Raw genomic sequence first — 25,747 nt, forward strand, 5'->3', positions numbered from 1 at the left:
TCCTCACGCGGCCTTCCTGCTCGCGTCCGCAAGCTGCGCCGCGGCGATGGCTTCGAGCAGGCGCCGCGGCGTGAGCGGGGTCTGCGCGACCTCGGCGCCGAGCGGCTGCAGCGCATCGTTGACGGCATTGAAGATCGCCGCCGGCGGTGCGATCGCCCCGCCCTCGCCCATGCCCTTGGCGCCGAACTCGGTGTGCGGCGACGGCGTCTCGAAATGATGGATGCGCAGGTTCGGCACCTCGGTCGCGCCGGGCAGCATGTAGTCGGCCAGCGTCGAGGCGAGCGGCTGGCCGTTCCGGTCGTAGGGCGTCTCCTCGTAGAGCGCGGTGCCGATGCCCTGCGCCACGCCGCCGTAGGTCTGCCCCTCGACCACCATCGGGTTGATCATGGTGCCGCAGTCCTCGACGATGACGTAGTCGAGGATCTCCACATGCCCGGTGTCCGGGTCGACCGCGACCGTGACCGCATGGCTCGCGTAGGTGAAGGCGCCGGTGTCGACCTTGGGCTTGAAGCCGGTCGTCACCTCCAGGCCCGCGGGGTCGACGTCGGCCGGCAGGCGGTCCGGGCGCAGGTACCAGGCCTGCGCGACCTCGGCGATCGACACGCTGGCGCTCGGGCCGACGACGCGGCCCTGCGAGATCGACACCGCCGCCGGCGCCACGCCCAGCAGGTGCGCGCCGATGTGCATCACGCGCGGCGCCAGCGCCTTGCAGGCCTTCGACACCGCGCCGCCCGACATCACCAGCGAGCGCGAGGCGTAGGTGCCGGTCGAGAACGGCGTCTGGCCGGTGTCGCCGTGGACCAGCTTGATGTTCGCAATGTCCACGCCGAGGATCTCGTGCGCGATCTGCGCGAAGGTGGTCTCCATGCCCTGGCCATGGGAGTGCACGCCGACGCGCATCTCCAGGCCGCCGTCCGGTGTCATTCGAACGGTGGCCGAATCGAAGCCAGGAATCACCGGCGTGCCCCAGGTCGCGAAGACCGAGGTGCCGTGCGCCGACTGCTCGGTGTAGGTGGCGAAGCCGACGCCGATGAGACGGCCGTCTGCCTCGGCCTTGCGCTGGCGCTCGCGCACGGCGTCGAGGCCGATCATCTCGTGCGCCTTCACGAGGCTGGCCGGGTAGTCGCCGCTGTCGAAGTGCTTGTTGGCCACGTTGACGTAAGGCATGGCCGACGCGGGCACGAGGTTTTCGAGCCGCACCTCCCACGGCTCGCGGCCGACGGCGCGGGCGATCGCGTCCATCGTGAGCTCCATCGCGAAGCACACGCCGGTGCGCGCCACGCCGCGATACGGAACGAAGCCCGGCTTGTTGGTGGCGACGCACTCGGTGACGCAACGGTAGCCGCGGAAGGCGTAGGGCCCGGGCAGGTTGCCGACCGCCTGGCCCGGCTCGAGGCCGATCGTGAAGGGCCACACCGAGTAGGCGCCACCGTCGATGGTGATGCGCGCATCGAGCGCCAGGAGGCGCCCGCGGTCGTCGGCGTAGGCCGTCATCTCGTAGTGGTGCTCGCGCGTGTTGGCCCCGGCGATCAGGTGCTCGCGCCGGTCCTCGATGTAGCGGAAGGGCTTGCGGTGCGTCTTGGCGAGCCAGGCGACGCACAGCTCCTCCTGCTGCAGCACGCACTTGTAGCCGAAGGCGCCGCCGACGTCCGGCGAGATGACGCGCACGCGGCCCTGGTCCAGCCCCAGGCACTGCGCGAGGATGGTGCGGATCATGTGCGGCACCTGCGTCGCGCTGACGACGACCAATTGGTCGGCCTGGTGGTCCCAGTACGCGAGCACCGCCTTGCCTTCCATCGGCACCATGCAGTGGCGTGCAAGATCGATCGAGCGGCGGACCACGAGCGAGGCCTGCTTCGCGTGCAGGTCGAAATCCTTGTCGGCGTTGAGCGTGACGAAGGTGTTGTCGCGCCAACCCTCGTGCATCAGCTCGCCGGTGGCCGCGCGCGCGCTCGCCGCGTCGGCGTAGACCGGCAGGTCGTCGAACTCGACCTCGACCTGCTCGGCCAGGTCCTCGGCCTCGGCGCGCGTCGGCGCATACACCATGGCGACCGGCTCGCCGACGAAGCGGACCTTGCCCGAGGCCAGCGGCGGCTGGGCCGAGCTCTGGTAGGTGGGCAGCGTGGAATCGGCCACGATGTCCAGCGCGTCGCCCATCGTCGCGCGCAGCACGACGCGTTCGGCACCCGCCGCCGGCAGCCGGGTCGAGACGATGCGCGCGTGCGCGAGCGGGCTGCGCAGGAAGGCGACCTCGCACAGCTCCGGCATCGCGAAGTCGGCGACGAAGCGGCCGCGGCCGTGCAGGTGGCGCGCGTCTTCCTTGCGTTCGACGCGGGCGCCGACGCCCTGGCCCGGGCGCGCGGCGTGTTCGTGGGTTGCAGCTGTCATCGGGTGTTGCTCATTTCGGTTCGTCTGCGAACATCTTCGACGGATCGTCGCGCTCGGGCGCCGCCTCGTCGCCGGCCGCGCGCTGCGGCGCGCTGATCTGGATCTTGTCGACGTCCACCGCCTTCTCCTTGTCGAGCAGCGCGGTGACCGTCTCGGGCACGAAGATCACGATGGCGACCAGGATCAGCTGCATCGCGACCCAGGGGATGGCGCCGAGGTAGATGTCGCGCGACTCGATTTTGCGCGGCAGCGTGCCGTTCTTCGCAAGCGTATCGGAGATGCCCCGCAGGTAGAACAGGGCGAATCCGAAGGGCGGATGCATGAAGCTGGTCTGCATGTTGACGCAGATCAGCACCCCGAACCACACCAGGTCGATGCCCAGCTTGTGGGCCACCGGCGCGAGCAGCGGCAGGATGATGAAGGCGATCTCGAAGAAGTCGAGGAAGAAGGCCAGGAAGAAGATGAAGATGTTGACGGCGATCAGGAAGCCCAGCTGCCCGCCGGGCAGGGCCGCGAGCATGTGCTCGATCCACAGCCCGCCGTTCACGCCCTGGAAGACGAGCGAGAAGGCGCGCGAGCCGATCAGGATGAACACCACCATCGCCGTCATGCGCATGGTCGAGGCCATCGCGTTGTTCAGCAGCGGCCAGCTGAGCCGGCGGTGCAGCGCCGCCAGCGCGAAGGCCCCCAGCGCGCCCATGGCGCCGGCCTCGGTCGGCGTGGCGATGGCGTGGTCGATGCCCGGCAGGCCGCCCATGCTGCCCAGCACCGCGAAGATGAGCACCGCCGAAGGCAGGATGCCGCGCAGGCACTTGGCCCACAGCTTCCAGCCCACCAGCGTGCGCGCCTCCTTCGGGATGCCGGGCACGTCCTGCGGACGCAGGCGCGAGAGGATGAAGGTGTAGAGCGCGAACAGCAGCACCTGCAGGATGGCGGGACCCCAGGCCCCCTTGTACATATCGCCCACCGAGCGGCCGAGCTGGTCGGCCAGCACCACCAGCACCAGCGAGGGCGGCACCAGCTGCGTGATGGTGCCCGAGGCGGCGAGCACGCCGGTCGAGTAGCGCATGCTGTAGCCGTAGCGCATCATCACCGGCAGCGAGATCATCGCCATCGCGATCACCTGGCCGGCCACGGTGCCGGTGATGGCGCCGAGGATGAAGCCCACGATGATCACCGAGTAGCCCAGGCCGCCGCGCACCGGACCGAAGAGCTGGCCCATGGAGTCGAGCATGTCCTCGGCCAGGCCGCAGCGCTCGAGGATGCAGCCCATCAGGGTGAAGAAGGGAATCGCGAGCAGCAGGTCGTTGGACAGGATGCCGAAGACGTTGAGCGGCAGGGCCGCCAGGAAGCCCGCCGGGAACCAGCCCATCGCGATCGCGATGCCGCCGCAGGCGACGCCGAGCGCCGCGAGGGAGAAGGCCACGGGAAAGCCCAGCAGCAGGATCAGCGCCAAGCCCGCGAACATCAGCGGCGGGAATATCTCGAGGCTCATTGCACGGGCCTCTCGTAGTGCGTATCCATCTCGTAGCGGTGCTGGAGCCACAGCACGCGCTTGCAGATCTCGGCCAGGCCCTGCAGCACGAGCAGCAGGAAACCCAGCGGCAGCGTCAGCATCGCCGGCCAGCGCACGAGCCCGCCGGCGTTGGACGAAGCCTCGCCCGAGCTGATCATCTCGACCAGCAGCGGCCACGAGAGATAGACCAGCAGCCCCATGATCGGCAGCAGGAAGAACACCAGGCCGAAGAGGTCGAGCCAGACCTGTCGGCGCGCCGGCCAGCGGCCGTAGAACAGGTCCACCCGCACGTGCTCGTTGAGGCGCAGCACCTGCGCCGCGCCGAACATCACCCCTACCGCGAACAGATACCACTGGATCTCCAGCCACGCGTTGGAGCTGTAGCCGAACACGTAGCGGATGATGGCGTTGCCGCCGCTGATCACGCAGGCGGCCAGCAGCGCCCACTTGGCGAGCGTGCCGAACAGGTCGGTGACGCGGTCCACGATTCGCACCCACGCATACGGTTTGCCGGCCTCCGGCAGCGCATCTTTCATGTCACTGGGGCGATTTGACGACGGCGGAGAAGGTGTAGTTGTCGAGCTCGGACTCGGCCACGCGGAACCAGCTGGCCTGGTCGCGGCGCGACTTCAGCCATTGCGGCAGCACGGCCTTGAAGTCGGGGTTCTTGTCCGCGAGCTCCGTCAGCAGTTCGGACGAGGCCTTGAAGGCGGCCTCCATCACCGGCTTCGGGAAGTAGGCCAGCTTCGCGCCCTGCCCGATCAGCTTCTTCAACGCGTCGGGGTTGCGCGCGTCGTAGTCGGCCAGCATCTTCGTCGTCTGCTCGTTGGCCGCGCACTCGAAGGCGGCCTTGTACATGGGCGGCAGCGCGGCCCAGGCCTTGTCGTTGACCATCGCGGTGATCGAGGCACTGCCTTCCCACCAGCCCGGCGCGTAGTAGTACTGGGCGACCTTGTGCAGGCCGAGCTTCGCGTCGTCGTAGGGGCCGATCCATTCGGCGGCATCGATGGTGCCCTTCTCCAGCGCGGGATAGATGTCGGCTGCGGCGATCTGCTGCGGCACCGCGCCGAGCTTGGACATCACCATGCCGCCGATGCCGCCGATGCGGATCTTCAGGCCGTCGAGGTCGGCCACCGTCTTGATCTGCTTGCGGTACCAGCCGCCCATCTGCACGCCGACGTTGCCGCAGACGAAGTTGACGACGTTGTATTTCTTGTAGAGCTCGCGCATTGCCTGCATGCCGCCGCCCTGCTGCATCCACGCGTTGTGCTGGCGCGCGTTGAGCCCGAAGGGCAGGCCGGTGTCGAAGGCGAAGGCCGTGTTCTTGCCGATGAAGGCGGAGGCGAGCACGTGGTTGCACTCGACGGTGCCGTTGCTGACCGCTTCCATGTTCTGCGCCGGCGGCACCAGCTCGCCGCCCGCGAAGGGGTGGATCTCGAACTTGCCGTCGGTCAGCTCGCCGATGCGCTTGCACATCTGCTCGGCCGAGCCGTACATGGTGTCGAGGCTCTTGGGCCAACTGGTCGACATGCGCCACTTCACGCTGGGGGCGGCTTGCGCAAAGGCGGGGGCGGCAAGGGTTGCCAGACCCGCGAGGGTCCCGGTCTTCTCTAGAAATCGGCGTCGCTGCATGAAGTCGCTCCTGTGCGGGTTCGTGGGATGAATATAGTCAGTATGCTGATCAGATTCATCAGTGTCAACGCAGTTTTGCTAGGACTATCCCGGATGGTGCAGGAAGAATGCCGGCGCCCTGTTCAAGGGCGAGATTTTGCATTTCTCCCAATGAATATCACAGAATTGGTGCCTTCGAGGCGCAATGAAGGGCGTCAGAGTCGACGAAGGGTATTTCCGTAGACAAGCGTCATTTATGTTCAGTACACTGACGATAACAGCTCAGCATACGTTTCAAAGGAAAGCGCCCATGGCTTGGACCCGAATTGCCGCGGCAACCCAACTGCAGGACGACGAAGTGATCTCCGTCGCGCTCGGCGACGCACAGCTGGCGCTCTATCGAAGCGCCGGCGAGTTCCACGTCACCGACAACGTCTGCACGCATCAGTACGCCCTCCTGTCGGACGGCTATGTGGAAGACGGCTGCATCGAATGCCCGCTGCACCAGGCGCGCTTCGACCTGCGCACGGGCGCAGCCCTGTGCGCGCCGGCGACGCAACCGATCCGGGTCTACCCGGTGCGCGTCGAAGGCAACGACGTGCTGGTCGATGTCTGAGGGAGGCGCCATGACGCACGACGCGCCCATCCTCATCGTCGGTGCCGGACAGGCCGGCGCCACCGCGGCCGCGGCCTTGCGCAGCCACGGCCATGCGGGCCGCATCGTCATGGTCGGCAACGAGCGGCCGCTGCCCTACGAGCGCCCGCCGCTGTCGAAGGCGGTGCTGTCCGACGCCGCGATGGACGAACGCATCGGCATCCATCCCGCCGGCTTCCACACGGAGCGTTCGATCGAGCTGTGGCTCGACACCGAGGTCACGGCGATCGATGCTTCGCGTTCGGTCGCGCAGTGCAGCGACGGCCGCTCGCTGGCCTTCGGCCGCTGCCTGCTCGCCACCGGCGGCAAGGCACGCCGCCTGCCCGGGCTGCCCGAAGGAACACCGCGCGTTCACGTCGTCCGCACGCTGGCCGATGCGCAGGCGCTTCGCCAGGCGATGGCGCAGCACGCCGCCGTCACGGTGCTCGGCGCCGGCTTCCTGGGCCTGGAGATCGCCTCAACGGCACACGCCCTGGGCCTGGCCGTCACGGTGCTGGAGAGCGCGGACCGGGTGCTGCCGCGCGCGGTGCCGCCCTCGTTCGCCGCTTGGCTTGGACAGCGCGTTCGCGACAGCGGCGTCGACCTGCGGCTGGGCGTGCGCTGCGCCTCGGTCGATGCGCACGCGGGCGGCATCGCGATCGCGCTGGCCGACGGCAGCCGGCTCGACGCCCCCTTGCTCGTGGTCGCGATCGGGCTCGTGCCCGATGTGGCGCTGGCCAGGGCGAGCGGACTCGAACTCCATCCGGCCAACGGCGGCATCCGCATCGACGCGCAGGGCCGCACCAGCGCGCCGCGCATCTTCGCGGCGGGCGATTGCACGAGCCAGTTGCAGCCGCTGCTCGGCGAAGAGATCCGGCTCGAGTCCTGGCAGAGCGCCAACGAACAGGCGCGCATCGCCGCCGCGGCGATGCTGGGCGTTGCGGCCGAAGGCGCGGCCACGCCCTGGTTCTGGACAGACCAGTTCGGCTGCAACGTACAGATGCTGGGCATGCCGGCGGCCGGGATCGCCTATCACCTGCGGGGACAGCAGGCCAGCGGCGATCCCGCCCCGAAATTCCTGCAGGTCGGACTCGACGCCGAAGGCCGACTGCGCCATGCCATCGCCGTCAACGCCGGCGGCGACCTGCGCCAGCTTCGCCCACTGATCGACCAGGGCGTGCCCTGCGATGCGGCCCGCCTGTGCGACGCATCGACCCCGCTGCGGCAAGGGGTGCGAGACACCCTCGCCGCCGCGTCCACCCCATCCCTGATTTGACCGGAGCCTTCATGTACAGCACACACGCCGTCATCAACTGGACACCGAGCGCCAAGGACGCGGCCCTGGCCGCGTGCAAGTGGCCCGAGGACGCCCTGCACTTCATCCCCGACTGGGTCTACACCAGCCAGGCCGTCTACGACCAGGAGATGGAGAAGATCTTCCGCGGCCGTTCGTGGAACTACGTCGCGCTCGAAGCGGAGATTCCCAACACAGGCGACTTCAAGCGCTCCTATGTCGGCGCCACGCCGGTGGTGGTCGCGCGCGCCGGGGACGGCTCGATCAATGTCTTCGAGAACCGCTGCGCGCACCGCGGCGCCGAGTTCTGCCGCCATGGCCAGGGCAACGCCACCGAGTTCGTGTGCCCGTACCACCAGTGGTCCTATGACCTGAAGGGCAATCTGCAGGGCGTGCCTTTCAAGCGCGGCGTCAACAAGCAGGGCGGCATGCCCAAGGATTTCCGCAACGAAGACCACGGGCTGCTGAAGCTGCACGTGACCACGCGCCACGGCGTGATCTTCGCGTCCTACGCGAGCGACATGGAGCCGCTGGAGCAGTACCTCACGCCCGACATCCTGAAGGACTTCGACGTGGTCTTCAGCGGCAAGCGCCTGAAGGTGCTCGGCTACTACAAGAACGAGCTGCCGTGCAACTGGAAGATGTACCACGAGAACCTGAAGGACCCCTACCACGCGACGCTGCTGCACTCCTTCCTGGTGGTGTTCGGCCTCCTGGTCGCCGGCAACGACGCGGCCATGATCACCGACCCGGTGCACGGCCGTCACGGCACGATGGCCTCCGCCAAGAAGGAGGACAAGTACGCCGCGGTCAGCGACGAGAACAAGAAAGAGATGCGCTCCTTCCACGAGGGCATGTGCCTGCGCGACGACCGCTTCCTCGACTTCGTGAAGGAGTTCGACTCGCCCTGGTCGGTCACCATGCAGACCATCTGGCCGAACCTGGTGGTGCAGCGCGAGATGAACACGCTGGGCGTGCGGCAGATCGTGCCCAACGGACCCAACAGCATGGTCATGCAGTGGACCATGTTCGGCTACGAGGACGACTCCGAGGAGATGCAGCAGCATCGCCTGCGGCAGGGCAACCTCATGGGGCCGGCCGGCTTCCTCGGGCTGGAGGACAACGAGGCGATGAAGTTCGTGCAGGAAGGCGTACGCCGCTCCAGCACCGACCGCAACGTCCTGAAGCTCGATGCGAATCACGTGGGCACCACGGACTCGCTGATCTCGGAGGCATCGATCCGCGCGATGTACCGCTACTACCGCGGCGTGATGGGGTTCTGACGCCATGAAAAGCCTCGCCCAAGCCCTGTACCGCGAACGCAGCATCGACGCGGCCCGTGCGCTCGCGCTGCGCCACGAGATCGAAGACTTCAACAGCGACTATTGCGCCGTGCTCGACGCCGGCCGCGTCGAATCGTGGCCCCACTTCTTCGCCGAGGACGGCATCTACCGCGTGACCGCGCGCGAGAACGCGGAGCTGGGCCTGCCGGTCGGCCTGGTGTATGCGCAGGGCCGGAACATGATGCACGACCGCGCCGTAGCGATCGCGAGCACGCAGATGTTCGCGCCGCGCTACAACCTGCACCTGGTCGCCAACACGCGCGTGACTTCGGAGTCGGCATCGGGCGAGATCGCCGCGCAGGCCAACTTCCTGCTGCTGCAGACGCTGGTCGAGGGCCCGAGCACGATCCACATGGCAGGCACGTATTACGACCGCTTCGTGCGGGTCGACGGCGCCTTGCTGCTGAAGGAGCGCCAGGCGATCTACGACACCACGATCATCGCCAACGACCTGGTGTACCCGCTGTGACGAGGCTAGATCGTGCGCAGCACAGTGCGGCTGTACTGGTTGTTGGCTTCGACCAGGATGCGCATCAGGTCCATGAGCATCGTGCGCTCGGCCGGACGCAGCGGCTCCAGAAGACGCTCCTGCGCACGCGCCATGCCGCCGCGCAACGACTCGACGACCTTGCGCCCTTCTTCGGTGAGCCGCACGTGGCGCGTGCGCTTGTCGGCGGGGTTCGCGCGGCGTTCGACCAGGCCGCGGTCCTCGAGCCGCTTGAGCACGTCGGCCGTGGTGGTGCGGTCGAGGCCGACCTCCTGCGCGAGCGAGGTCTGGTCGAGATCGGGCAGCACCGACACCGCGGTGAGGATGCCGTACTGCACCGGCGTCACGTTCTGCGACTTGCACTCCTCGAAGAACAGCGCGTAGTGGATCTGGTGCAGGCGCCGCACCAGAAAACCGGGCCGTGCGAACAGCAATTCCTTCGCCGGGTCGACGGTGGTCATCTCCAGTTCCGGCTCCTGAATCGCGGTCTTGTCCACTGATCGACGCTGCCTGGATGCCACCTGAACCCCTTTTGTAAGCACACTGATCATTGTAGCGACGCGATGCACCCGCAGGCCCTTTCCACCCCGAGCCCGATCCCCGAAAGCCGCATCCGGCGTGCCCATCAGCGCGGTACGCTGGAGACCGACTGGCTGCATGCTCGCTTCAGCTTTTCCTTCGGCGACTACCACGATCCGAACCACGCGCACTGGGGTTCGCTGCGTGCGCTCAACGACGACTGGGTCGCACCGGGACGTGGCTTCGCATGGCACGGCCACCGCGACATCGAGAGCCTGACCTACCCCATCCACGGACGCATCCATCACAGCGACAGCCTGGGCAACGACTACGTGTTCGGCCCGGGAGAACTGCACCGCATGAGTGCCGGCAGCGGTGTCGCCCATGCCGAGATGAATGCGTCGGACACCGAACCCGAGCGCCATCTGCAGATCTGGCTCTATCCGCGAACCCGCGGCGAAGGCCCCGCCTGCGAACTCGTGCGCATCGACGAGGACAGCAAACGGGACCGTTGGCGCCTCATCGCCTCGCCCGACGGGCGCGAGGGCTCGGTCACGGTGCGGCAGGACGCGCGGATCTTCGCCAGCCTCCTGAGCGAAGCCAGTGCCCTTCACTACACGCTCGAGGAGCACCGGCTGGGCTACCTGCACGTGGTCGCGGGCGATCTGCGCGTCGGCCCGGAGCAGCAACTGCATGCCGGCGACGGCCTGCGCTTCACCCACCACGAGGCGCTCTCCATCGCAGCGGCCTCGTCCGACACCGAGGTGCTGCTCTTCGATCTGTAGATCGCGCGGCGCCAACGGACTTTCCCATTTCACTCTGGAGTTACCGATGACGAGGATTCGCAAGATCGCGCTGGAAGAGCACTTCATGGCGCCCGGCTTCGAGCGCTATTCGAAGGCCTTTCTTCAACACATCGACCCGGCCGTCTACGCCGAGCTGTCCGGCCGCCTGAACGATTTCGACGAGCTCCGGCTCGCCGAGATGGACCGCGCCGGCATCGACATGACCATCCTGTCGCAGACCGGCCCCGGCGTGCAGGGCGAGCCCGACGCCGACGCGGCGATCGCCCGCGCCCGGGAGAACAACGACTTCCTCGCCGAGAAGGTGGCGCGCCACCCGACGCGCTACGCCGGCTTCGCCGCCCTTCCGATGCAGGACCCGAAGGCCGCGGCCGACGAGCTGGAACGCGCGGTGGTGCAGCTCGGCTTCAAGGGCGCGCTGGTGAACGGGCACACGCACGGCGTCTATTACGACGACCCGGCCTACGACCTCTTCTGGGAGCGGATGCAGGCGCTCGACGTGCCGCTCTACCTGCATCCGATCGACCTGCCGTCGATCCCCGCCTCCTTCGCGGGCCATCCGGAACTGCACGGCGCGGCCTGGGGATGGAACGTCGAGACCGGCACGCATGCATTGCGCATCCTGTTCGGCGGCGTGTTCGACCGCTTCCCGCGCCTCACGCTGATCCTCGGTCACATGGGCGAGGGCCTGCCCTTCCAGCGCTGGCGCTTCGACAGCCGCTTCGCCGCCTATCCGCACGGCATCAAGCTGCAGCGCGCGCCCTCGGAATACATCGGCAGCAACATCGTCATCACCACCTCCGGCGTCTGCTCGCACGCGACGCTCGCCGGCGCGGTGGCCGAGATGGGCGCGCAGGCCGTGATGTTCTCCGTGGACTATCCCTACGAGTCGACGGCAATCGCGGCCGAGTTCATCGAGACCGCGCCGCTCGACGAGCGCACGCTGAATCTCGTTTGCCACGGCAACGCCGAGCGGCTCCTCAAGCTGAACACGGACTGAGCCCAAGTCTTTCTCTTTCCCATCTTCCTCAACGACGACGGAGCAATCCATGCCCAAGACGAACTACCGCATCGGCCAGATCGTGCCGAGCTCGAACACCACCATGGAAACCGAGATCCCGGCCATGCTGACGGCCCGGCAGCTCGTGCGCCCGGAGCGCTTCACCTTCCATTCCAGCCGCATGCGTATGAAGACGGTGAAGAAGGAAGAGCTGGCCGCGATGGACGCCGAGTCCGACCGCTGCGCGCTCGAGCTCAGCGACGCGCGCGTCGACGTGCTGGGCTATGCCTGCCTGGTCGCGATCATGTCGATGGGCCACGGCTACCACCGCGCGTCTGAGCAGCGCCTGCGCGCGCGCACCGAGGAGAACGGCGGCAACGCGCCGGTCGTCACCAGCGCCGGCGCGCTGGTCGACGCGCTGAAGGTGCTCGGCGCGAAGCGCATCGCGCTGGTCGCGCCCTACATGAAGCCCTTGACGGAACTGGTCGTCGACTACATCCGCAACGAAGGCTTCGAGGTGACGGACTGGCGTGCGCTGGAGATTCCCGACAACCTCGAGGTCGGGCGCCATGACCCGGCACGCCTGCCGGGCATCGTCGCCGGCATGGACACGCGCGACGTCGACGCGATCGTTCTTTCGGCCTGTGTCCAGATGCCTTCGCTGCCCTCGGTTGCCAAGGTCGAGGCGATGACCGGCAAGCCGGTCGTGACCGCGGCCATCGCGACGACCTACGCGATGCTCAAGGCCCTCGATCTCGAACCGGCGGTCCCGGGCGCCGGCGCGCTGCTGTCGGGTGCCTATTGAAGAGGCGCAGCATGACCATCAGCAGCAGCACCCTCCTCCATGGCGGCAACGTGCGCGCCAACGGCATTCGCCAGCACTACCAGCGCTACGGCGGCAAGGGCCGCCCGGTCGTCCTGGTGCCGGGCATCACGAGTCCCGCAGTCACCTGGGGCTTCGTCGCCGAGACCCTCGGGCGCCATTTCGACACCTACGTGCTCGACGTCCGCGGCCGCGGCCTGTCCGAGAGCTCGGACGCGCTCGACTACGGGCTCGATGCCTGCGCAGCCGATGTCGGCGCGTTCGCCGAAAAGCTGGATCTCGACGGCTACGCCCTCGTCGGGCATTCGATGGGCGCGCGCATCGGCATCCGCACGGCGCGCCGCCACCCACGCGGTCTCGAGCGCATGGTGCTGATCGATCCACCGGTATCGGGTCCGGGCCGGCGCGCCTACCCCGCGCAGTTGAACTGGTACATCGATTCGATCCGCCTGATGCGCGAAGGCGCCGGTTTCGAGGCGCTCCGCCCCTTCTCGCCGACCTGGACCGATGCGCAGCTGCGCCTGCGCTCCGAGTGGCTCCACACCTGCAACGAGCGCGCGATCGTCGCCACCTACGACGGCTTCCACCAGGACGACATCCATGCCGACCTGAAGCAGCTCGACCTGCCAACACTGCTGATGGTGGCCGGTCGCGGCGACGTGATCCGCGCCGCCGACCTCGAAGAGATGCAGCAGCTGATGCCCGCGATGCAGGTGGCGCACGTCCCGAACGCGGGCCACATGATCCCCTGGGACGACGAGCCCGGCTTCTACCGCGCCTTCGGCGATTTCCTCGGTGTTCCGATTCAAGGAGACGACCATGCCCGTCAGTGACCATCAATTGATCGGCGCCTGGAGCCAGGTGCTGACGCTCTCGAGGCTGGAGCCCGGCCAGACCGTGACCGTGCTGACCAGCGCCGCCACGCATCCGCAAACGCTGTCGTGCGCGCTCGCGGCGGCGCAGGCCAAGGGAGCGATCGTCAACCGGCTCGACCTGCCGCCCGTCAACGCCGAGAAATCGCTGAGCCGCGACAGCCTCGCCTATCTCGGCACCACGCCGCTCACCGGCAACCGCGCCGCGATCGCCGCGCTGAAGGCCAGCGACCTGGTGCTCGACCTCATGACGCTGCTGTTCTCCCCGGAGCAGCACGACATCCTGGGCTCGGGCACCAAGATCCTGCTGGCGGTCGAGCCGCCCGAGGTGCTGGTGCGCATGGTGCCGACCGAGGCCGACCGCAGCCGCGTCACGGCCGCGGCGCAGCGCGTCGGGCGCGCGAAGGAGATGCACGTGGTCTCCGGCGCGGGCACCGACCTGCGCTGCCCGCTCGGCCAGTTTCCGGCCATCAGCGAGTACGGCTTCGTCGACGAACCGGGGCGCTGGGATCACTGGCCCAGCGGCTTCGTGCTGACCTTTCCCGATGAAGGCGGGGCGAGCGGGCGCATCGTGATCGACCGCGGCGACATCCTCCTGCCGCAGAAGTCCTATGCGTCGGAGCGCATCGAGCTCACGGTCGAGAAGGGCTATGCGACGAAGATCGAAGGCGGCCTCGACGCCGAGCTGCTGAACGACTACATGGCATCGTTCCGCGACCCGGAGGCCTACGCGATCTCGCACATCGGCTGGGGGCTGCAGCCGCGGGCACGCTGGTCGACGCTCGGCCTCTACGACCGCGAGGCCTCGATCGGGATGGATGCGCGTGCCTACGAAGGCAACTTCCTGTTCTCGCTCGGCCCGAACAACGAGGCCGGCGGCAGCCGAACCACGGCCTGCCACATCGACATTCCCCTGCGCCGCTGCACGGTGAGGCTGGACGGCGAAGACGTGGTGCGCGAAGGCCAGGTGCTGGACGGCAAGGGGCCCGGCGATGCACGCTGAGATCCGGACCTACGAACGCCAGGGCTTCGGCGCCTCGCTGCCGCTGAAGGCGCCGGTCGGCCTGCTGATCGTCGACTTCGTCAATGGCTTCGCCGATCCGGCGGTCTTCGGCGGCGGCAACATCCGCGAGGCGATCGCCAACACCGTGCCGCTGCTGGCCGCGGCGCGTGAGCGCGGCTGGGCCGTCGCGCACAGCCGCATCGTCTATGCCGACGACGATGCCGACCACAACATCTTCTCGATCAAGGTGCCCGGGATGCTGGGGCTCAAGGAGCAATCCCCGGCCAGCGCGATCGTGCCGCAACTGGCGCCGCGCGCCGGCGAGCTGGTCGTGCGCAAGACCGTGCCTTCGGCCTTCTTCGGCACCTCGCTGGCGGCCTGGCTCGCGCAGCGCGGCGTGCAGACCCTGTTGGTCGCCGGCGCGGTGACCAGCGGCTGCGTCAGGGCGAGCGTGGTGGATGCGATGTCGTGGGGATTCCGGCCGCTCGTCGTGTCGGATTGCGTCGGCGACCGCGCGGTGGCGCCGCACGAGGCCAACCTGTTCGACATGCAGCAGAAGTACGCGGCGGTCATGCCGCGCGACGAGGCGCTGCGTGCCCTGGACGGGCTCGCCGCCTAGCAGGCAGCGGGCCGCGCCACGGGCAGCGGCGCCCCTCGCCCGCTGGTGCGGCCTACCCGCGGCCCTTGACCGCCACGAGCCGCATTCCCGGCAGGAGTTCGGCGGCGAGTTCCGGTCGATCGAGGGCGTAGTCCAGGTTCATGCGGGCGATCTCAACGTGCTCCTCGCCCAGCGCCTGGGCACGGGAGCCCTGCCCGCGCTCGATGGCCTGCACGAGGGCGTGATGCTGGCGGTGGGCCTGCTGCATCCACTGCTGCCCCTCCTGCATCGAGGACTGCATCGGCAGCATGGCGCTGGGCGACGCAAAGGGCTGCCCCAACAGCAGTTCCATGATTCGCTTGAGCGTCGAGTTGCTGCAACCTTCGATGATCAGGCGATGGAAGTTGTCGTTCATCTCGACGTAGGCGGCATAGTCGTCCAGCTCCATCTGGGGCTTGTTGACCGCCTTGTCGCCGGCTTCGAGACACTCGTGCAGCTCGCGCAGCAGCTGGCGCGGGGCGCCCTCCTCCGCCAATAGGCGGGCCGCGAAGCCCTCGACCACGCCGCGCACCCGGATCGCGTCGGCGATCTCGCGCGACGTGAAGCGCCGCATCTGGTAGCCGCCGGCAGGCGACGGTTCGATCAGGCCTTCGTGCTCCAGGCTTCCCAGCGCCAGGCGAACGGGCGTTCGGGAGGCGCCCAGCTTCTCCGCCAGCGGGATCTCCGCCAGGCGCTCGCCGGGGACGAATTCCCCTTTGAGGATCATGTCCCGCAGCTGTACCAGTACCCGGGATTGTTGAGAGTCCATTTCGGTTGCATGCAATCAGCGTGGGTGCAGTTTAGCTGAATCGGCAGATTGCACACAATGCATGCATTCTTGGCATATTTCTGCATACAGAAGATCCTGGCTAAGAGCCTGGATGACTATCAAGCCCTTCATATGTCCGATAAACATAACAAATACCATATGTTTTCTTGATTTTAAGCCAATCTATGCGTTCTCTCTTGACCAATGGCGATGCTTAATCCAACAATGCATCCCGTTGCATGCAGTCGTATCCCATGACCTTCAGGAGTTCCCCATGATCAGTGCAGAAAAGAACGACCACATGACCCAGGTCGGCCCGGACAAGCCGGCGGGCCAGTTGCTGCGGCGCTACTGGCAGCCTGTCGCGCTGGCGGAAGAGCTGGAAGGGCCGCGCCCGCTCAAGCCCGTCAAGTTGATGGGCCAGGACTTCGTGCTGTTTCGCGACCTGCAAGGCCGGCTCGGCATGCTGGACCGCGACTGCCCTCACCGCGGTGCCGACCTGGCCTTCGGCCGCCTTGAAAGCGGCGGCCTGCGTTGCGCCTTCCACGGCTGGCTTTTCGACGCCAACGGCAAATGCCTGGAAACGCCGGCCGAGCCGGCCGGCAGCAAGCTGTGCACGCGGATCCAGCAGTCGGCCTACCCCGTCGTCGAGAAGAGCGGCATCGTCTTTGCCTACATCGGCGAAGGCGGCCCCCCCGCCTTCCCCGACTTCGACTGCTTCGTTGCGCCGGACAGCCACACCTTTGCGTTCAAGGGGCTGTGGGAGTGCAACTGGCTGCAGGCGCTGGAGGTCGGCATCGACCCGGCGCACGCCTCCTTCCTGCACCGCTTCTTCGAGGACGAGGACACGTCCGAGAGCTACGGCAAGCAGTTCCGCGGCGCATCGGCCGATTCGAAGATGGCGATCACCCAGGTGCTGCGCGAGTACGACAGCCCGGAGATCCGCGTCGCGCCCACCCCCTACGGCATGCAGCTGACCACGCTGCGCAAGCTGTCGCAAGACGAGACCCACGTGCGCGTGACGAACCTCGTCTTTCCGCAGGCCTTCGTGATCCCGATGAGCACCGAGATGACGATCTCGCAATGGCATGTGCCCGTGGACGATACGCACTGCTACTGGTATGCCATCTTCACCAGCTTCGCGGGCGCGGTGGACAAGCAGCAGATGCGCGAGCAGCGCCTCGCCACGATCGAGCTGCCCGAGTACACCTCGCGCAAGAACAAGCGCAACAGCTATGGCTACTGCGTCGATGAGCAGCTGACCCAGACCTACACCGGCATGGGCGCGGACATCAACGTGCACGACCAGTGGGCCTGCGAGTCCATGGGCCCCATCCAGAACCGCACGCGCGAACACCTGGGCACGACGGACAAGGGCATCGTCGCCTACCGGCGCATGCTGCTGGAGGCCATCGACGGCACGCTGGCCGGCGAGGCGGCACCGATGCTTCCCAACGCTGCGCAGGCCAGCGCACTGACCGGCCCGCCTTCCATCGACGGCGTCGCCGCCGCCGCTGAAGCCGACAACTACTGCCGCGATGCGGACCTCGCCCGGCGGCGCGGCTCCGATTGGGCATCCGCACGCCTGGCGGCCTGAGGACTTGCCATGGAAAGCTTTGTCGAACGCTTCGGCCTGTGGTCAGCCGAGCAACAAGCGCAAGCCGACGCCGTCGTCGGACGCCTCCAGGCGGGCGAGGTGGACGTGGTCCGCTTCGCCTGGCCCGACCAGCACGGCCTGCTGCGCGGAAAGACTCTGGTGGCCGAAGCCGCGCAAGGCGCCTTGCGCGACGGGGTGAACCTCACCTCCACCCTGCTGGCCAAGGACACCTCGCACCGAACGGTGTTCCCGGTGTTCTCGGCGGGCGGGGGCTTCGATACCCCCGGCATGCAGGGCGGCGCGGACTTCACGGTGGTGGCCGATCCGGCGACCTTCCGCGTTCTGCCGTGGGCGCCCCGCACGGGGTGGGTGCTGTGCGATGCCTACACCTCGGACGGAAGCCCTTGCCCTTTCGGCACGCGGCAGATCCTGCAGCGCGCCCTCGCCGAACTCGACGCCCTCGGCCTGGAGTTCGTGGCCGGCCTCGAGGTCGAGTTCCATGTGTTCAAGCTCGACGATCCCAGCCTGCAACTCGCGCACGCCGGCCAGCCGGGCGAGCCGCCGCGCGTGTCGCTCCTGACCCAGGGCCACCAGTACCTGACCGAGCTGCGCTACGACCGCGTCGACGCGCTCATGGACCTGCTGCGAACGCAGCTCGCCGCGCTGGGCCTGCCCCTGCTCTCCCTGGAAATCGAGTTCGGCCCCAGCCAGTTCGAGCTGGTGTTCGGGCCCACCACAGGCCTGGTGCCGGCGGACACCATGGTCCTGCTGCGAAGCGCCATCAAGCAGATCTGCCAGCGCCACGGCTATCACGCCACCTTCATGTGCCGTCCCCGGATCCCGAACGTGATGTCCAGCGGCTGGCACCTGCACCAGTCCCTTCGGCGCAAGGCCGACGGCCGCAACGCCTTCATGCCGGAACGGGAGGGCCAGGCGCTGAGCGAGACGGGCCTGCATTACCTGGCAGGGCTCAAGGCCCACGCCTGCGGCTCCGCCCCCCTGGCCAGCCCGACCATCAACGGCTACCGGCGCTACCGCCCCTTCTCGCTGGCACCCGATCGCGCCATCTGGGCGCGCGACAACCGCGGCGCCATGCTGCGGGTGCTGGGCGGCCCCGGCCAGAACGCGACGCGCATCGAGAACCGCGTGGGCGAGCCGACGGCCAACCCCTACCTCTACCTGGCCTCCCAGATCTTCGCCGGGCTCGACGGCATGCGCCGGCGGCTCGACCCCGGACCTTCGGCCGACGCGCCCTACGAGACCGCCGCCGACCAGCTGCCGCGCACGCTGTCCGACGCCCTGGCGGCACTGCGCGCCGACAGCGTGCTCACCGAACAGCTCGGCCCGCGCTTCGTGGACTACTACTGCCACATCAAGGAAGCCGAGATCGCCCGTTTCAACCTCGAAGTCAGCGAGTGGGAACACCGCGAGTACTTCGACATGTTCTGAGACTTCGCATGCCCACGATCACCTACATCCTCAAGGACGGCAGCGCGCGCCGCATCGACGCCAGGACGGGCGCCAGCGTGATGGAGACCGCCGTCCATCACAACGTGCGCGGCATCGATGCCGAATGCGGGGGCAGCTGCTCCTGTGCCACGTGCCACGTCTACGTGGCGGACGATTTCATGGACCGCCTGCCGCCGCCCGACGACATGGAGAACGAACTGCTGGATGGCGTGGCCGCCGATCGCCTGCCCGGCAGCCGGCTGAGCTGCCAGCTCGTCGTCGGGCCGGAGCTCGACGGGCTGACCGTGCGCATCCCCGAGAGCCAGGCCTGATGATGAGCGCTCGCGCCCCCCTGGTCATCGTCGGCGCGTCCTACGCCGGCACGCAGCTCGCGGCCACTGCGCGCGAGCTCGGCTTCGACGCACCGATCATCCTGCTGGGCGAGGAAGGCCACGCACCCTACCAGCGCCCTCCTCTGTCGAAGGGACTGCTGACGGGCCAGACCTCGGTCGACGCACTGGCCCTCAGGGGGCCCGGCTTCTTCGCCGACCAGGCCATCGACCTGCAGCTGGGGCGGCGTGCCAAGGCCCTGGACGCCGCAGCGCGGACGCTGACGCTGGACGACGGCAGCACCCTCGGCTACGGCTGGCTGGCGCTGGCCACCGGCGCGCGCTGCCGGGCACTGCCCGTGCCGGGCACCGATCTCGACGGCGTCTACAACCTGCGCACCCTCGACGACGCGCTGCGGATCTCGGACGCGCTCGCCCAGGCCACGCGCGCCTGCGTCATCGGCGGCGGCTTCATCGGGCTGGAGGTCGCATCGGCGCTGGCCGCTCGCGGCGCTTCGGTGACCGTCGTCGAAAGCCAGCCGCGGCTGCTCGCGCGCAGCTTCCCGCCGCTGATGTCGGACTACCTGGCCGGTGCCCACCGCCAGCGCGGCGTAGAAGTGGTCCTCGGACGCGGCGTGCGAGCCTTGTCCGGCGATGCAGGCCGAGTCCGGCACGTCGAGCTGGACGACGGCAGCCGCATCGCCTGCGACATGGTCGTCCTGGGCATCGGCGTGCAGCCGAACATCGAACTGGCGCTGGAAGCGGGCATTGCCTGCGACAACGGCATCCTCACCGACGCACTGGGCCGCACCAGCGCCCCGCAGGTCATTGCCGTGGGCGACGTGGCCAACACCCTGCTTCCTGCCGTGCCTGGCTGCCCGCTGCGTTTGCGCCTCGAGTCCATCCAGGCAGCCAACGACGGCGCGCGCGCCGCGGCCAGCGCGCTGGCGGGCACGCCGCAGCCCTTCGAGGGCGTTCCGTGGTTCTGGAGCGACCAGCACAAGCTCAAGCTGCAGATGGCCGGACTGCCCATGCCCGGCGACCAGGCCGTCGTGCGCGGCGAGATGCAAAGCGATCGATTCAGCCTCTTCTACCTGCGCGGCGGGGTGATGGTCGCTGCCCATTCGGTGAACCGGCCCGCCGAACACATGCTCAGCCGCAAGCTGATCGCGGCTGGAGCGCGCATCGATCCGCAACAGCTGCAAGACGAGTCCGTCGACCTCAAATCCACCAGGAGTTCCCCATGAAGATGATCAAGAAGACAAGCTTTCTGAGCGCCGCCATGCTGGCCTGCGCCGGCGCCTTCGTCCCGGCCCATGCCGAGGATGCGCTGCGCATCGGCCTGATCGCCACCTATTCCGGACCCTACGCCGACTATGGCCGTCAGTTCGACGCCGGCGTTGCGCTCTACCTCAAGGAGCACGGCGGCAAGATCGCCGGGCGCAAGGTCGAGATCGTCAAGAAAGACACCGCAGGGCCCGCACCCGATGCCGCCAAGCGCATCGCCCAGGAGCTGGTCGTCCGGGACAAGGTGAAGGTGCTGACCGGCCTGGACTTCAGCCCGAATGCCTACGCCGTCGGCGCGATCGCCACCCAGGCCAAGGTGCCCACGATCGTGATGAACGCGGCGTCCTCGGCCATCACGAGCAGCTCGCCCTATGTCGCCCGCCTGTCCTTCACGGTCCAGCAGGTCACCGACCCGATGGCGCGGTGGATGCTCAAGCAGGGCGTGAAGGAGGCCTACACGGTCGTGGCGGACTACGCTTCGGGCCAGGATGCGCAGACGGCGTTCAAGAAGGCCTTCACCGCCGGCGGGGGCAAGGTGGTCGGCGAGGTGCGCACGCCGATGAGCAACCCGGACTTCTCGGCCTACGTCCAGCGCATCAAGGACAACAAGCCGCAGGCCGTGTTCTTCTTCTTTCCATCGGGGGTGATGCCCCCGGCCTTCCTCAAGGTCTGGAAAGAGCGCGGCATGGAAGAAGCCGGCATCAAGCTCTTCGCAACCGGTGAAGCCACCGACGACAGCTTCCTGGAGGCCACCGGCGACGTGGCGCTCGGCCTCGTCACGAGCCATCACTACTCCTATGCGCATCCGAGCGCCAAGAACCGGAAGTTCGTGAAGGACTTCGAAGCCCAGTTCGGCACCAGCATGCGCCCGAACTACTTCGCGGTGACGGCCTACGATGCCATGGCCGCGATCGACCTGGCGCTGGCGAAGACCCAGGGCGATGTCTCCGGCGACAAGATCATGGAAGCGCTCAAGGGACTCGCGTTCGAGAGCCCGCGCGGCCCGGTCGAGATCGACTCCGCCACGCGCGACATCGTGCAGACGGTCTACATCCGCAAGACGGAGAAGGCGGGCGGCAAGCTGGTCAACGCGGAGTTCGACAAGTTCGATCGCGTGAAGGACCCGGCCAAGGAAGGCAGCTGAGGCACCGCGAGGCACAGTCCCATGGCAATCGTGCTCTTCGATGGAGTGGCCTACGGCATGCTCCTGTTCCTCATCGGCGTCGGCCTGTCGATCACGATGGGCCTGATGAACTTCGTCAACCTGGCCCATGGCGCCTTCGCGATGGCGGGCGGCTATGCCGCCAGCCTGGCAATGCAGCACTGGGGCCTGGGCTTCTTCCCGGCGCTGGCCATGGCCTTCATCGCCGCGGCCGCCATCGGCGCCGGCCTGGAGTTCCTCTTCTTCCGGCGCCTGTACCGCTCGCACCCGCTGGACCAGGTGCTGCTGTCCATCGGCGTGGTCTTCGTCGCCATCTCGGTAGCGACCTACCTCTTCGGACCGTCGATGCAGGCCTTCTCGCTGCCGCCCTCCCTGGACGGACGCGTGAACCTGCTCGGGCTCGAGCTCGGGCGCTACCGCCTCTTCCTCATCGCCAGCGGGCTGGTGGTGCTGGCAGCGCTGCTGCTCGCGCTCAACAAGACGCGCTATGGCGCGATGGTCCGCGCGGCGGTGGACAACCAGCGCGTGGCCGCGGGCATGGGCATCCATGTGCAGCGTCTCTTCTTCCTCACCTTTTCCTTCGGCTGCGGCCTGGCGGGCCTCGGCGGCGCGCTGAGCCTGGGCCTGCTCGGACTCGAACCCTCCTTCGCCTTGAAGTACCTGATCTACTTTCTCATCGTGGTGTGCGTCGGCGGCGCGGGCACCATCAGCGGCCCCTTCCTCGCCGCCCTGCTGGTCGGCATCGTGGACGTCGCGGGCAAGTACTACCTGCCCGGCGCGGGCGCCTTCCTGGTCTATGTCGTGATGGTGCTGACGCTGCTCGTGCGTCCTCACGGCCTCATCCCTCGCAAAGGCCTGGCATGAAAGCGTTGACCATTCCCCGCGATCGGCTCCCCTGGGTCGAGGCCTTGTTCTGGCTGGCGCTGGCCTGCAGCTTCTTCCTGATGCCCGACAAGCTCACGCTGCTCAGCCAGATCCTGATCTTCGGGCTCTTCGCGGTCTCGCTGGACATGGCCCTGGGCTACGCCGGCATCCTCACCGTGGGGCACGCGGCCTTCTTCGGCATGGGCGCCTACGCGGCCGGGCTGCTGGCCAGGCATGGCTGGGCGGAGCCCTTCTCGGGACTCCTGCTGGCCCTGGTCGTCTGCGCCCTCCTCGGCTATCTGCTGAGCTACCTGGTCGTTCGCGGCGCGGACCTGACGCGGCTCATGATCACCATCGGCGTCTGCGTACTGCTGGCCGAACTGGCCAATCGCCTCGGCGGCATCACCGGCGGCACCGACGGGCTGCAGGGCATCGAGATGCGGCCCGTGTTCGGCCGCTTCGCGTTCGATCTCTGGGGCAGGACCGCCTTCTTCTACAGCTTCGGTGTCGTTCTCGCCATGTTCCTCGTGGTCCGGCGCGTGCTGCATTCGCCTTTCGGCCTGGCGCTGCGCGGCATTCACGACAGCCGCAAGCGCATGCTGGCAATCGGCTCGCCCGTGGAGGCGCGGCTGCGGCTGGCCTACTGCTTCTCGGCGGCAGTCGCAGGCGTTGCAGGCGCATTGCTGGCGCAGACGACCCAGTTCGTCGGCATCGAGTCCATCGGCTTCAACCGCTCGGCGGAGATCCTCATCATCCTCGTGCTGGGCGGGACCGGCCGACTGTATGGCGGCATGGCCGGGGCAATCGTCTACATGCTCGTGCACGATGTCTTCGCCGACATCGATCCCCAGTTCTGGATGTTCTGGCTCGGGATCTTCCTGATCGCCGCGGTGATGCTCGGGCGCGGCGGCATCATGGGCATGCTGTCGCGTCTGGTCGCCACCAGGGGAGCGAAATGACCGGTTCCAGGACCCCTTCCCTGCGCACGCGGGGCCTCGGCGTTCGCTTCGGTGCCTTCGCCGCCGTCACGGACGTCGATCTGACGCTGGAGCCCGGCGCGCGCCAGGCGCTCATCGGCCCCAATGGCGCCGGCAAGACCACGCTGATCAACCTGCTGACCGGCGTCCTGCGGCCCACGAGCGGATCCATCCACCTCGGCGACCGGGACATCACGCCGCTGTCCTGCGACCGCAGGGCACGCATCGGGCTGGCCCGCACCTTCCAGATCAACACGCTGTTCCCGAGCCTGACGCCGCTCAGCTCGATCGTGCTCGCGATCTGCGAGCGCGATGGACTGGCGTCCACCTGGTGGCGCCCGCTGCGCCGCATGACGCCGGTCTACGACGAGGCGCATGCGCTGCTGGGGCGTTTGAAGCTCGACGCGCTGGCCGACACCCCGGTCTCCGCCCTCGCCTACGGCAAGCAGCGCCTGCTCGAGATCGCGCTGGCCATGGCCGCCAAGCCGCGCATCCTGCTGCTGGACGAGCCTGCGGCCGGTGTGCCCGAGGACGAAAGCGGCGAGCTGTTCGAAGTGATCTCCGAATTGCCGCAGGACATCAGCATCCTCTTCATCGAGCACGACATGAATCTCGTCTTCCGATTTTCCAGGCGCATCTCGGTCCTGGTGTCCGGCAGCGTGCTGACCGAAGGCACGCCAAGGGACATCGCAGCCAACCCGCGTGTCCGCGAGGTCTATCTGGGAACTGCAGGAGTGGCGCATGGCTGAGATGCTGGCCTTCGATGCGCTCAGCGCAGGCTATGGCAACGCCGTCGTGCTGGACCGGCTGTCCTTTTCGTTGAACGAGGGCCAGAGCCTGGCGGTGCTGGGACGCAACGGCGTGGGCAAGACGACCCTGCTCGAAACGCTGATGGGCCACACCCGCGTGATGAGCGGCGAGATCCGCTGGCGGGGCCAGCCCATCACGCGGCTTGCGCCCCACCAGCGTGTGCGGGCGGGCCTCGGATGGGTGCCCCAGGAACGCGAGGTGTTCCCGTCGTTGACGGTCGAGGAGAACCTCCTCGTCGTGGCCCGGCGCGGCCCGTGGAACCTGCGGCGCGTCTACGAGCTGTTCCCGCGTCTGCAGGAGCGGCGCGGCAACTATGGCAATCAACTGTCCGGCGGCGAACAGCAGATGCTCGCCATCGGCCGTGCCCTGATGACCAATCCCCGGCTGCTGCTGCTCGACGAACCCATGGAAGGCCTCGCGCCCATCATCGTCGAGGAGCTTGCCGGTGCCATCCGGGCCCTGGGTGAGCGCGAAGGCCTGGCCTGCATCGTGGTGGAACAGCATCCGGTGCTGGCGCTGTCGATGACGAACCAGGCCATCGTGCTGGAGCGCGGCACCCTGGTGCACTCGGGCGACAGCGCCGGCCTGGCCGAAGACACGGCGCTTCTGCATCGCCTGCTCGGGGTCGGCATCGAGGAGGACCTGGAGGTGGCCGCCGCATGAAGCCCATCGCGATCTTCCAGCACACCGAAGTCGGGGCGCCCGGCACGGTTCCCTCGATCCTGGATGCACTGCAACTGCCCTGGCGCATCGTGCGCATCGTCGATGGCGAGCCCGTGCCCGCGAGCGCCGATGCCTTCTCCGGTCTGGTGTTCATGGGCGGCTCCATGAGCGTCCACGATCCGCTTGCCTGGATCGCTCGAGAGATCGCGCTGATCCGCGAGGCGGCTTCGCTGGGCGTTCCGGTCTGCGGCCATTGCCTGGGCAGCCAGATCCTGGCCACGGCGCTCGGCGGGAGCGTCCGGCGCAATGCCAGGCCGGAGATCGGATGGAACCCCATCACGGTGGCCGAAACGCCAAGCGCGCAGGAATGGCTTGGCGAGGCCCCCGGGACGCGCCTGCCGGCATTCCAGTGGCACGGGGACACCTTCGAACTTCCGCCGGGCGCCGAGCGCATCGCCACCAGTGCGCACTGCGAGAACCAGGCCTTCGTGATGCATGGGCGCCACCTGGCGATGCAATCCCACCTGGAGATGACGCCGGAGCTGGTGGAACTCTCGGTCGCACGCAACGGCTCCCAGTTGGACAGAGAGCTTCATGCAGGCAACCCCGCGGTCACATCTCGCGAACAGACCCTGAGCGATCTGCGCGAGCGGACGACGGCCATGAAGGCCATCCTGCTTCGTTTGTATTCGCGGTGGGCAGAGGGCTTGTCCCGCTAGGTGTGATGTCTCAATAGGTTGTTCACCCGGAAGAGTCTGGGAGACTGGAGTTACCACGCTTCAGTACATCTCAGAGGGAAATTTGTCCTTGTCACAGGCCGTACGCGAACGACGGCAGTCAGTCCAGACCGGTTCTAGCCGGCGGAGGTGCGACCGACAGGTGATGGCCGTTCACGGTACTACCATGATGC

At 67.8% G+C, this 25,747-nt stretch carries 26 protein-coding genes; 20 read left to right on the top strand and 6 right to left on the bottom strand.

The window, feature by feature from the left end; all coding sequences use genetic code 11:
* Positions 1 to 3: 3 nt before the first annotated feature.
* Genes GXN78_RS34780 through GXN78_RS34795 form a run of 4 tightly spaced genes read right to left on the bottom strand, consistent with a single transcriptional unit; the run spans position 4 to position 5,536 of the window.
* Positions 4 to 2,388 (bottom strand): xanthine dehydrogenase family protein molybdopterin-binding subunit, encoded by a 2,385-nt coding sequence (locus GXN78_RS34780; protein ID WP_106555584.1) that lies wholly within the window; start codon positions 2,386 to 2,388, stop codon positions 4 to 6.
* 10 nt (positions 2,389 to 2,398) lie between these two features.
* Entirely contained in the window at positions 2,399 to 3,883 is a 1,485-nt protein-coding gene (locus GXN78_RS34785; RefSeq protein WP_106555583.1) for a TRAP transporter large permease subunit, read from the bottom strand.
* Positions 3,880 to 4,440 carry a TRAP transporter small permease subunit gene (locus GXN78_RS34790; RefSeq protein WP_106555582.1) on the bottom strand — a complete coding sequence of 187 codons (561 nt, stop codon included), beginning with the start codon at positions 4,438 to 4,440 and terminating at the stop codon, positions 3,880 to 3,882. The genes GXN78_RS34785 and GXN78_RS34790 overlap by 4 nt, the downstream gene beginning before the upstream one ends.
* A 1-nt stretch (position 4,441) precedes the next feature.
* Entirely contained in the window at positions 4,442 to 5,536 is a 1,095-nt protein-coding gene (locus GXN78_RS34795; protein WP_106555581.1) for a TRAP transporter substrate-binding protein, read from the bottom strand.
* A 289-nt stretch (positions 5,537 to 5,825) separates the two neighbouring features.
* On the opposite strand from GXN78_RS34795, the gene GXN78_RS34800 reads away from it, so the two are divergent.
* From GXN78_RS34800 to GXN78_RS34815, 4 genes are read left to right on the top strand one after another with little or no spacing between them, the layout of a single operon-like run.
* On the top strand, positions 5,826 to 6,131 hold the full coding sequence (locus tag GXN78_RS34800; protein ID WP_106555580.1) for a non-heme iron oxygenase ferredoxin subunit: 306 nt from the start codon (positions 5,826 to 5,828) through the stop codon (positions 6,129 to 6,131).
* 10 nt (positions 6,132 to 6,141) lie between these two features.
* Positions 6,142 to 7,425: an FAD-dependent oxidoreductase gene (locus GXN78_RS34805; RefSeq protein ID WP_106555579.1), complete on the top strand. Its 1,284-nt coding sequence runs from the start codon at positions 6,142 to 6,144 to the stop codon at positions 7,423 to 7,425.
* An 11-nt stretch (positions 7,426 to 7,436) separates the two neighbouring features.
* Entirely contained in the window at positions 7,437 to 8,726 is a 1,290-nt protein-coding gene (locus GXN78_RS34810) for an aromatic ring-hydroxylating dioxygenase subunit alpha (RefSeq protein ID WP_106555578.1), read from the top strand.
* Positions 8,727 to 8,730: 4 nt separating this feature from the next.
* Positions 8,731 to 9,255 (top strand): nuclear transport factor 2 family protein, encoded by a 525-nt coding sequence (locus GXN78_RS34815; RefSeq protein WP_106555577.1) that lies wholly within the window; start codon positions 8,731 to 8,733, stop codon positions 9,253 to 9,255.
* Positions 9,256 to 9,260: 5 nt separating this feature from the next.
* Here the strand turns inward: GXN78_RS34815 and GXN78_RS34820 are convergent, their stop codons facing one another.
* Positions 9,261 to 9,734, bottom strand: a complete 474-nt coding sequence (locus tag GXN78_RS34820; protein ID WP_106555641.1) for a MarR family transcriptional regulator — start codon at positions 9,732 to 9,734, stop codon at positions 9,261 to 9,263.
* Between the two features lie 102 nt (positions 9,735 to 9,836).
* Here GXN78_RS34820 and GXN78_RS34825 point away from each other — a divergent pair, with 102 nt between their 5' ends.
* From GXN78_RS34825 to GXN78_RS34850, 6 genes are all read left to right on the top strand, one after another.
* Positions 9,837 to 10,577, top strand: coding sequence for a pirin family protein (locus tag GXN78_RS34825; protein ID WP_106555576.1), 741 nt, complete (start codon positions 9,837 to 9,839; stop codon positions 10,575 to 10,577).
* Between the two features lie 46 nt (positions 10,578 to 10,623).
* The gene (locus GXN78_RS34830) at positions 10,624 to 11,595 is read left to right on the top strand and encodes an amidohydrolase family protein (RefSeq protein ID WP_106555575.1); all 972 of its coding nucleotides are present in this window, start codon (positions 10,624 to 10,626) and stop codon (positions 11,593 to 11,595) included.
* Between the two features lie 103 nt (positions 11,596 to 11,698).
* Positions 11,699 to 12,400: an Asp/Glu racemase gene (locus GXN78_RS34835; protein WP_181360507.1), complete on the top strand. Its 702-nt coding sequence runs from the start codon at positions 11,699 to 11,701 to the stop codon at positions 12,398 to 12,400.
* A gap of 17 nt (positions 12,401 to 12,417) precedes the next feature.
* Positions 12,418 to 13,251, top strand: coding sequence for an alpha/beta hydrolase (locus GXN78_RS34840; RefSeq protein WP_106555640.1), 834 nt, complete (start codon positions 12,418 to 12,420; stop codon positions 13,249 to 13,251).
* Positions 13,238 to 14,293, top strand: a complete 1,056-nt coding sequence (locus GXN78_RS34845; RefSeq protein WP_106555573.1) for a 2,5-dihydroxypyridine 5,6-dioxygenase — start codon at positions 13,238 to 13,240, stop codon at positions 14,291 to 14,293. The genes GXN78_RS34840 and GXN78_RS34845 overlap by 14 nt, the downstream gene beginning before the upstream one ends.
* Positions 14,283 to 14,912: an N-carbamoylsarcosine amidohydrolase gene (locus GXN78_RS34850; protein WP_106555572.1), complete on the top strand. Its 630-nt coding sequence runs from the start codon at positions 14,283 to 14,285 to the stop codon at positions 14,910 to 14,912. The genes GXN78_RS34845 and GXN78_RS34850 overlap by 11 nt, the downstream gene beginning before the upstream one ends.
* Positions 14,913 to 14,964: 52 nt before the next feature.
* Here the strand turns inward: GXN78_RS34850 and GXN78_RS34855 are convergent, their stop codons facing one another.
* On the bottom strand, positions 14,965 to 15,699 hold the full coding sequence (locus GXN78_RS34855; RefSeq protein WP_106555571.1) for a GntR family transcriptional regulator: 735 nt from the start codon (positions 15,697 to 15,699) through the stop codon (positions 14,965 to 14,967).
* A 274-nt stretch (positions 15,700 to 15,973) separates the two neighbouring features.
* On the opposite strand from GXN78_RS34855, the gene GXN78_RS34860 reads away from it, so the two are divergent.
* The 10 genes from GXN78_RS34860 to GXN78_RS34905 are packed head-to-tail and all read left to right on the top strand — an operon-like array spanning position 15,974 to position 25,556.
* Positions 15,974 to 17,296: an aromatic ring-hydroxylating dioxygenase subunit alpha gene (locus tag GXN78_RS34860; protein WP_106555570.1), complete on the top strand. Its 1,323-nt coding sequence runs from the start codon at positions 15,974 to 15,976 to the stop codon at positions 17,294 to 17,296.
* A 9-nt stretch (positions 17,297 to 17,305) separates the two neighbouring features.
* Complete coding sequence (locus tag GXN78_RS34865) at positions 17,306 to 18,745, top strand: glutamine synthetase family protein (RefSeq protein ID WP_106555569.1); 1,440 nt, start codon at positions 17,306 to 17,308, stop codon at positions 18,743 to 18,745.
* A gap of 8 nt (positions 18,746 to 18,753) precedes the next feature.
* Entirely contained in the window at positions 18,754 to 19,077 is a 324-nt protein-coding gene (locus GXN78_RS34870) for a 2Fe-2S iron-sulfur cluster-binding protein (RefSeq protein ID WP_106555568.1), read from the top strand.
* A gap of 2 nt (positions 19,078 to 19,079) precedes the next feature.
* On the top strand, positions 19,080 to 20,321 hold the full coding sequence (locus GXN78_RS34875) for an FAD-dependent oxidoreductase (protein ID WP_106555639.1): 1,242 nt from the start codon (positions 19,080 to 19,082) through the stop codon (positions 20,319 to 20,321).
* Positions 20,318 to 21,505, top strand: coding sequence for an ABC transporter substrate-binding protein (locus tag GXN78_RS34880; protein WP_106555567.1), 1,188 nt, complete (start codon positions 20,318 to 20,320; stop codon positions 21,503 to 21,505). Before GXN78_RS34875 ends, GXN78_RS34880 begins: the two co-directional genes overlap by 4 nt.
* 21 nt (positions 21,506 to 21,526) lie before the next feature.
* On the top strand, positions 21,527 to 22,387 hold the full coding sequence (locus GXN78_RS34885; RefSeq protein ID WP_106555566.1) for a branched-chain amino acid ABC transporter permease: 861 nt from the start codon (positions 21,527 to 21,529) through the stop codon (positions 22,385 to 22,387).
* Positions 22,384 to 23,346 carry a branched-chain amino acid ABC transporter permease gene (locus GXN78_RS34890; RefSeq protein ID WP_106555565.1) on the top strand — a complete coding sequence of 321 codons (963 nt, stop codon included), beginning with the start codon at positions 22,384 to 22,386 and terminating at the stop codon, positions 23,344 to 23,346. Before GXN78_RS34885 ends, GXN78_RS34890 begins: the two co-directional genes overlap by 4 nt.
* A complete protein-coding gene (locus GXN78_RS34895) occupies positions 23,343 to 24,113 on the top strand; it encodes an ABC transporter ATP-binding protein (protein ID WP_106555564.1) in 771 nt (256 codons plus the stop codon). Before GXN78_RS34890 ends, GXN78_RS34895 begins: the two co-directional genes overlap by 4 nt.
* Complete coding sequence (locus tag GXN78_RS34900) at positions 24,106 to 24,837, top strand: ABC transporter ATP-binding protein (RefSeq protein WP_106555563.1); 732 nt, start codon at positions 24,106 to 24,108, stop codon at positions 24,835 to 24,837. The genes GXN78_RS34895 and GXN78_RS34900 overlap by 8 nt, the downstream gene beginning before the upstream one ends.
* Complete coding sequence (locus GXN78_RS34905; protein ID WP_106555562.1) at positions 24,834 to 25,556, top strand: type 1 glutamine amidotransferase; 723 nt, start codon at positions 24,834 to 24,836, stop codon at positions 25,554 to 25,556. Before GXN78_RS34900 ends, GXN78_RS34905 begins: the two co-directional genes overlap by 4 nt.
* The last annotated feature ends 191 nt before the right edge of the window (positions 25,557 to 25,747 follow it).

Origin of the sequence: Variovorax sp. WS11 (genome assembly GCF_010499245.1) — a bacterium.
Taxonomy (GTDB): Bacteria; Pseudomonadota; Gammaproteobacteria; order Burkholderiales; family Burkholderiaceae_C; genus Variovorax.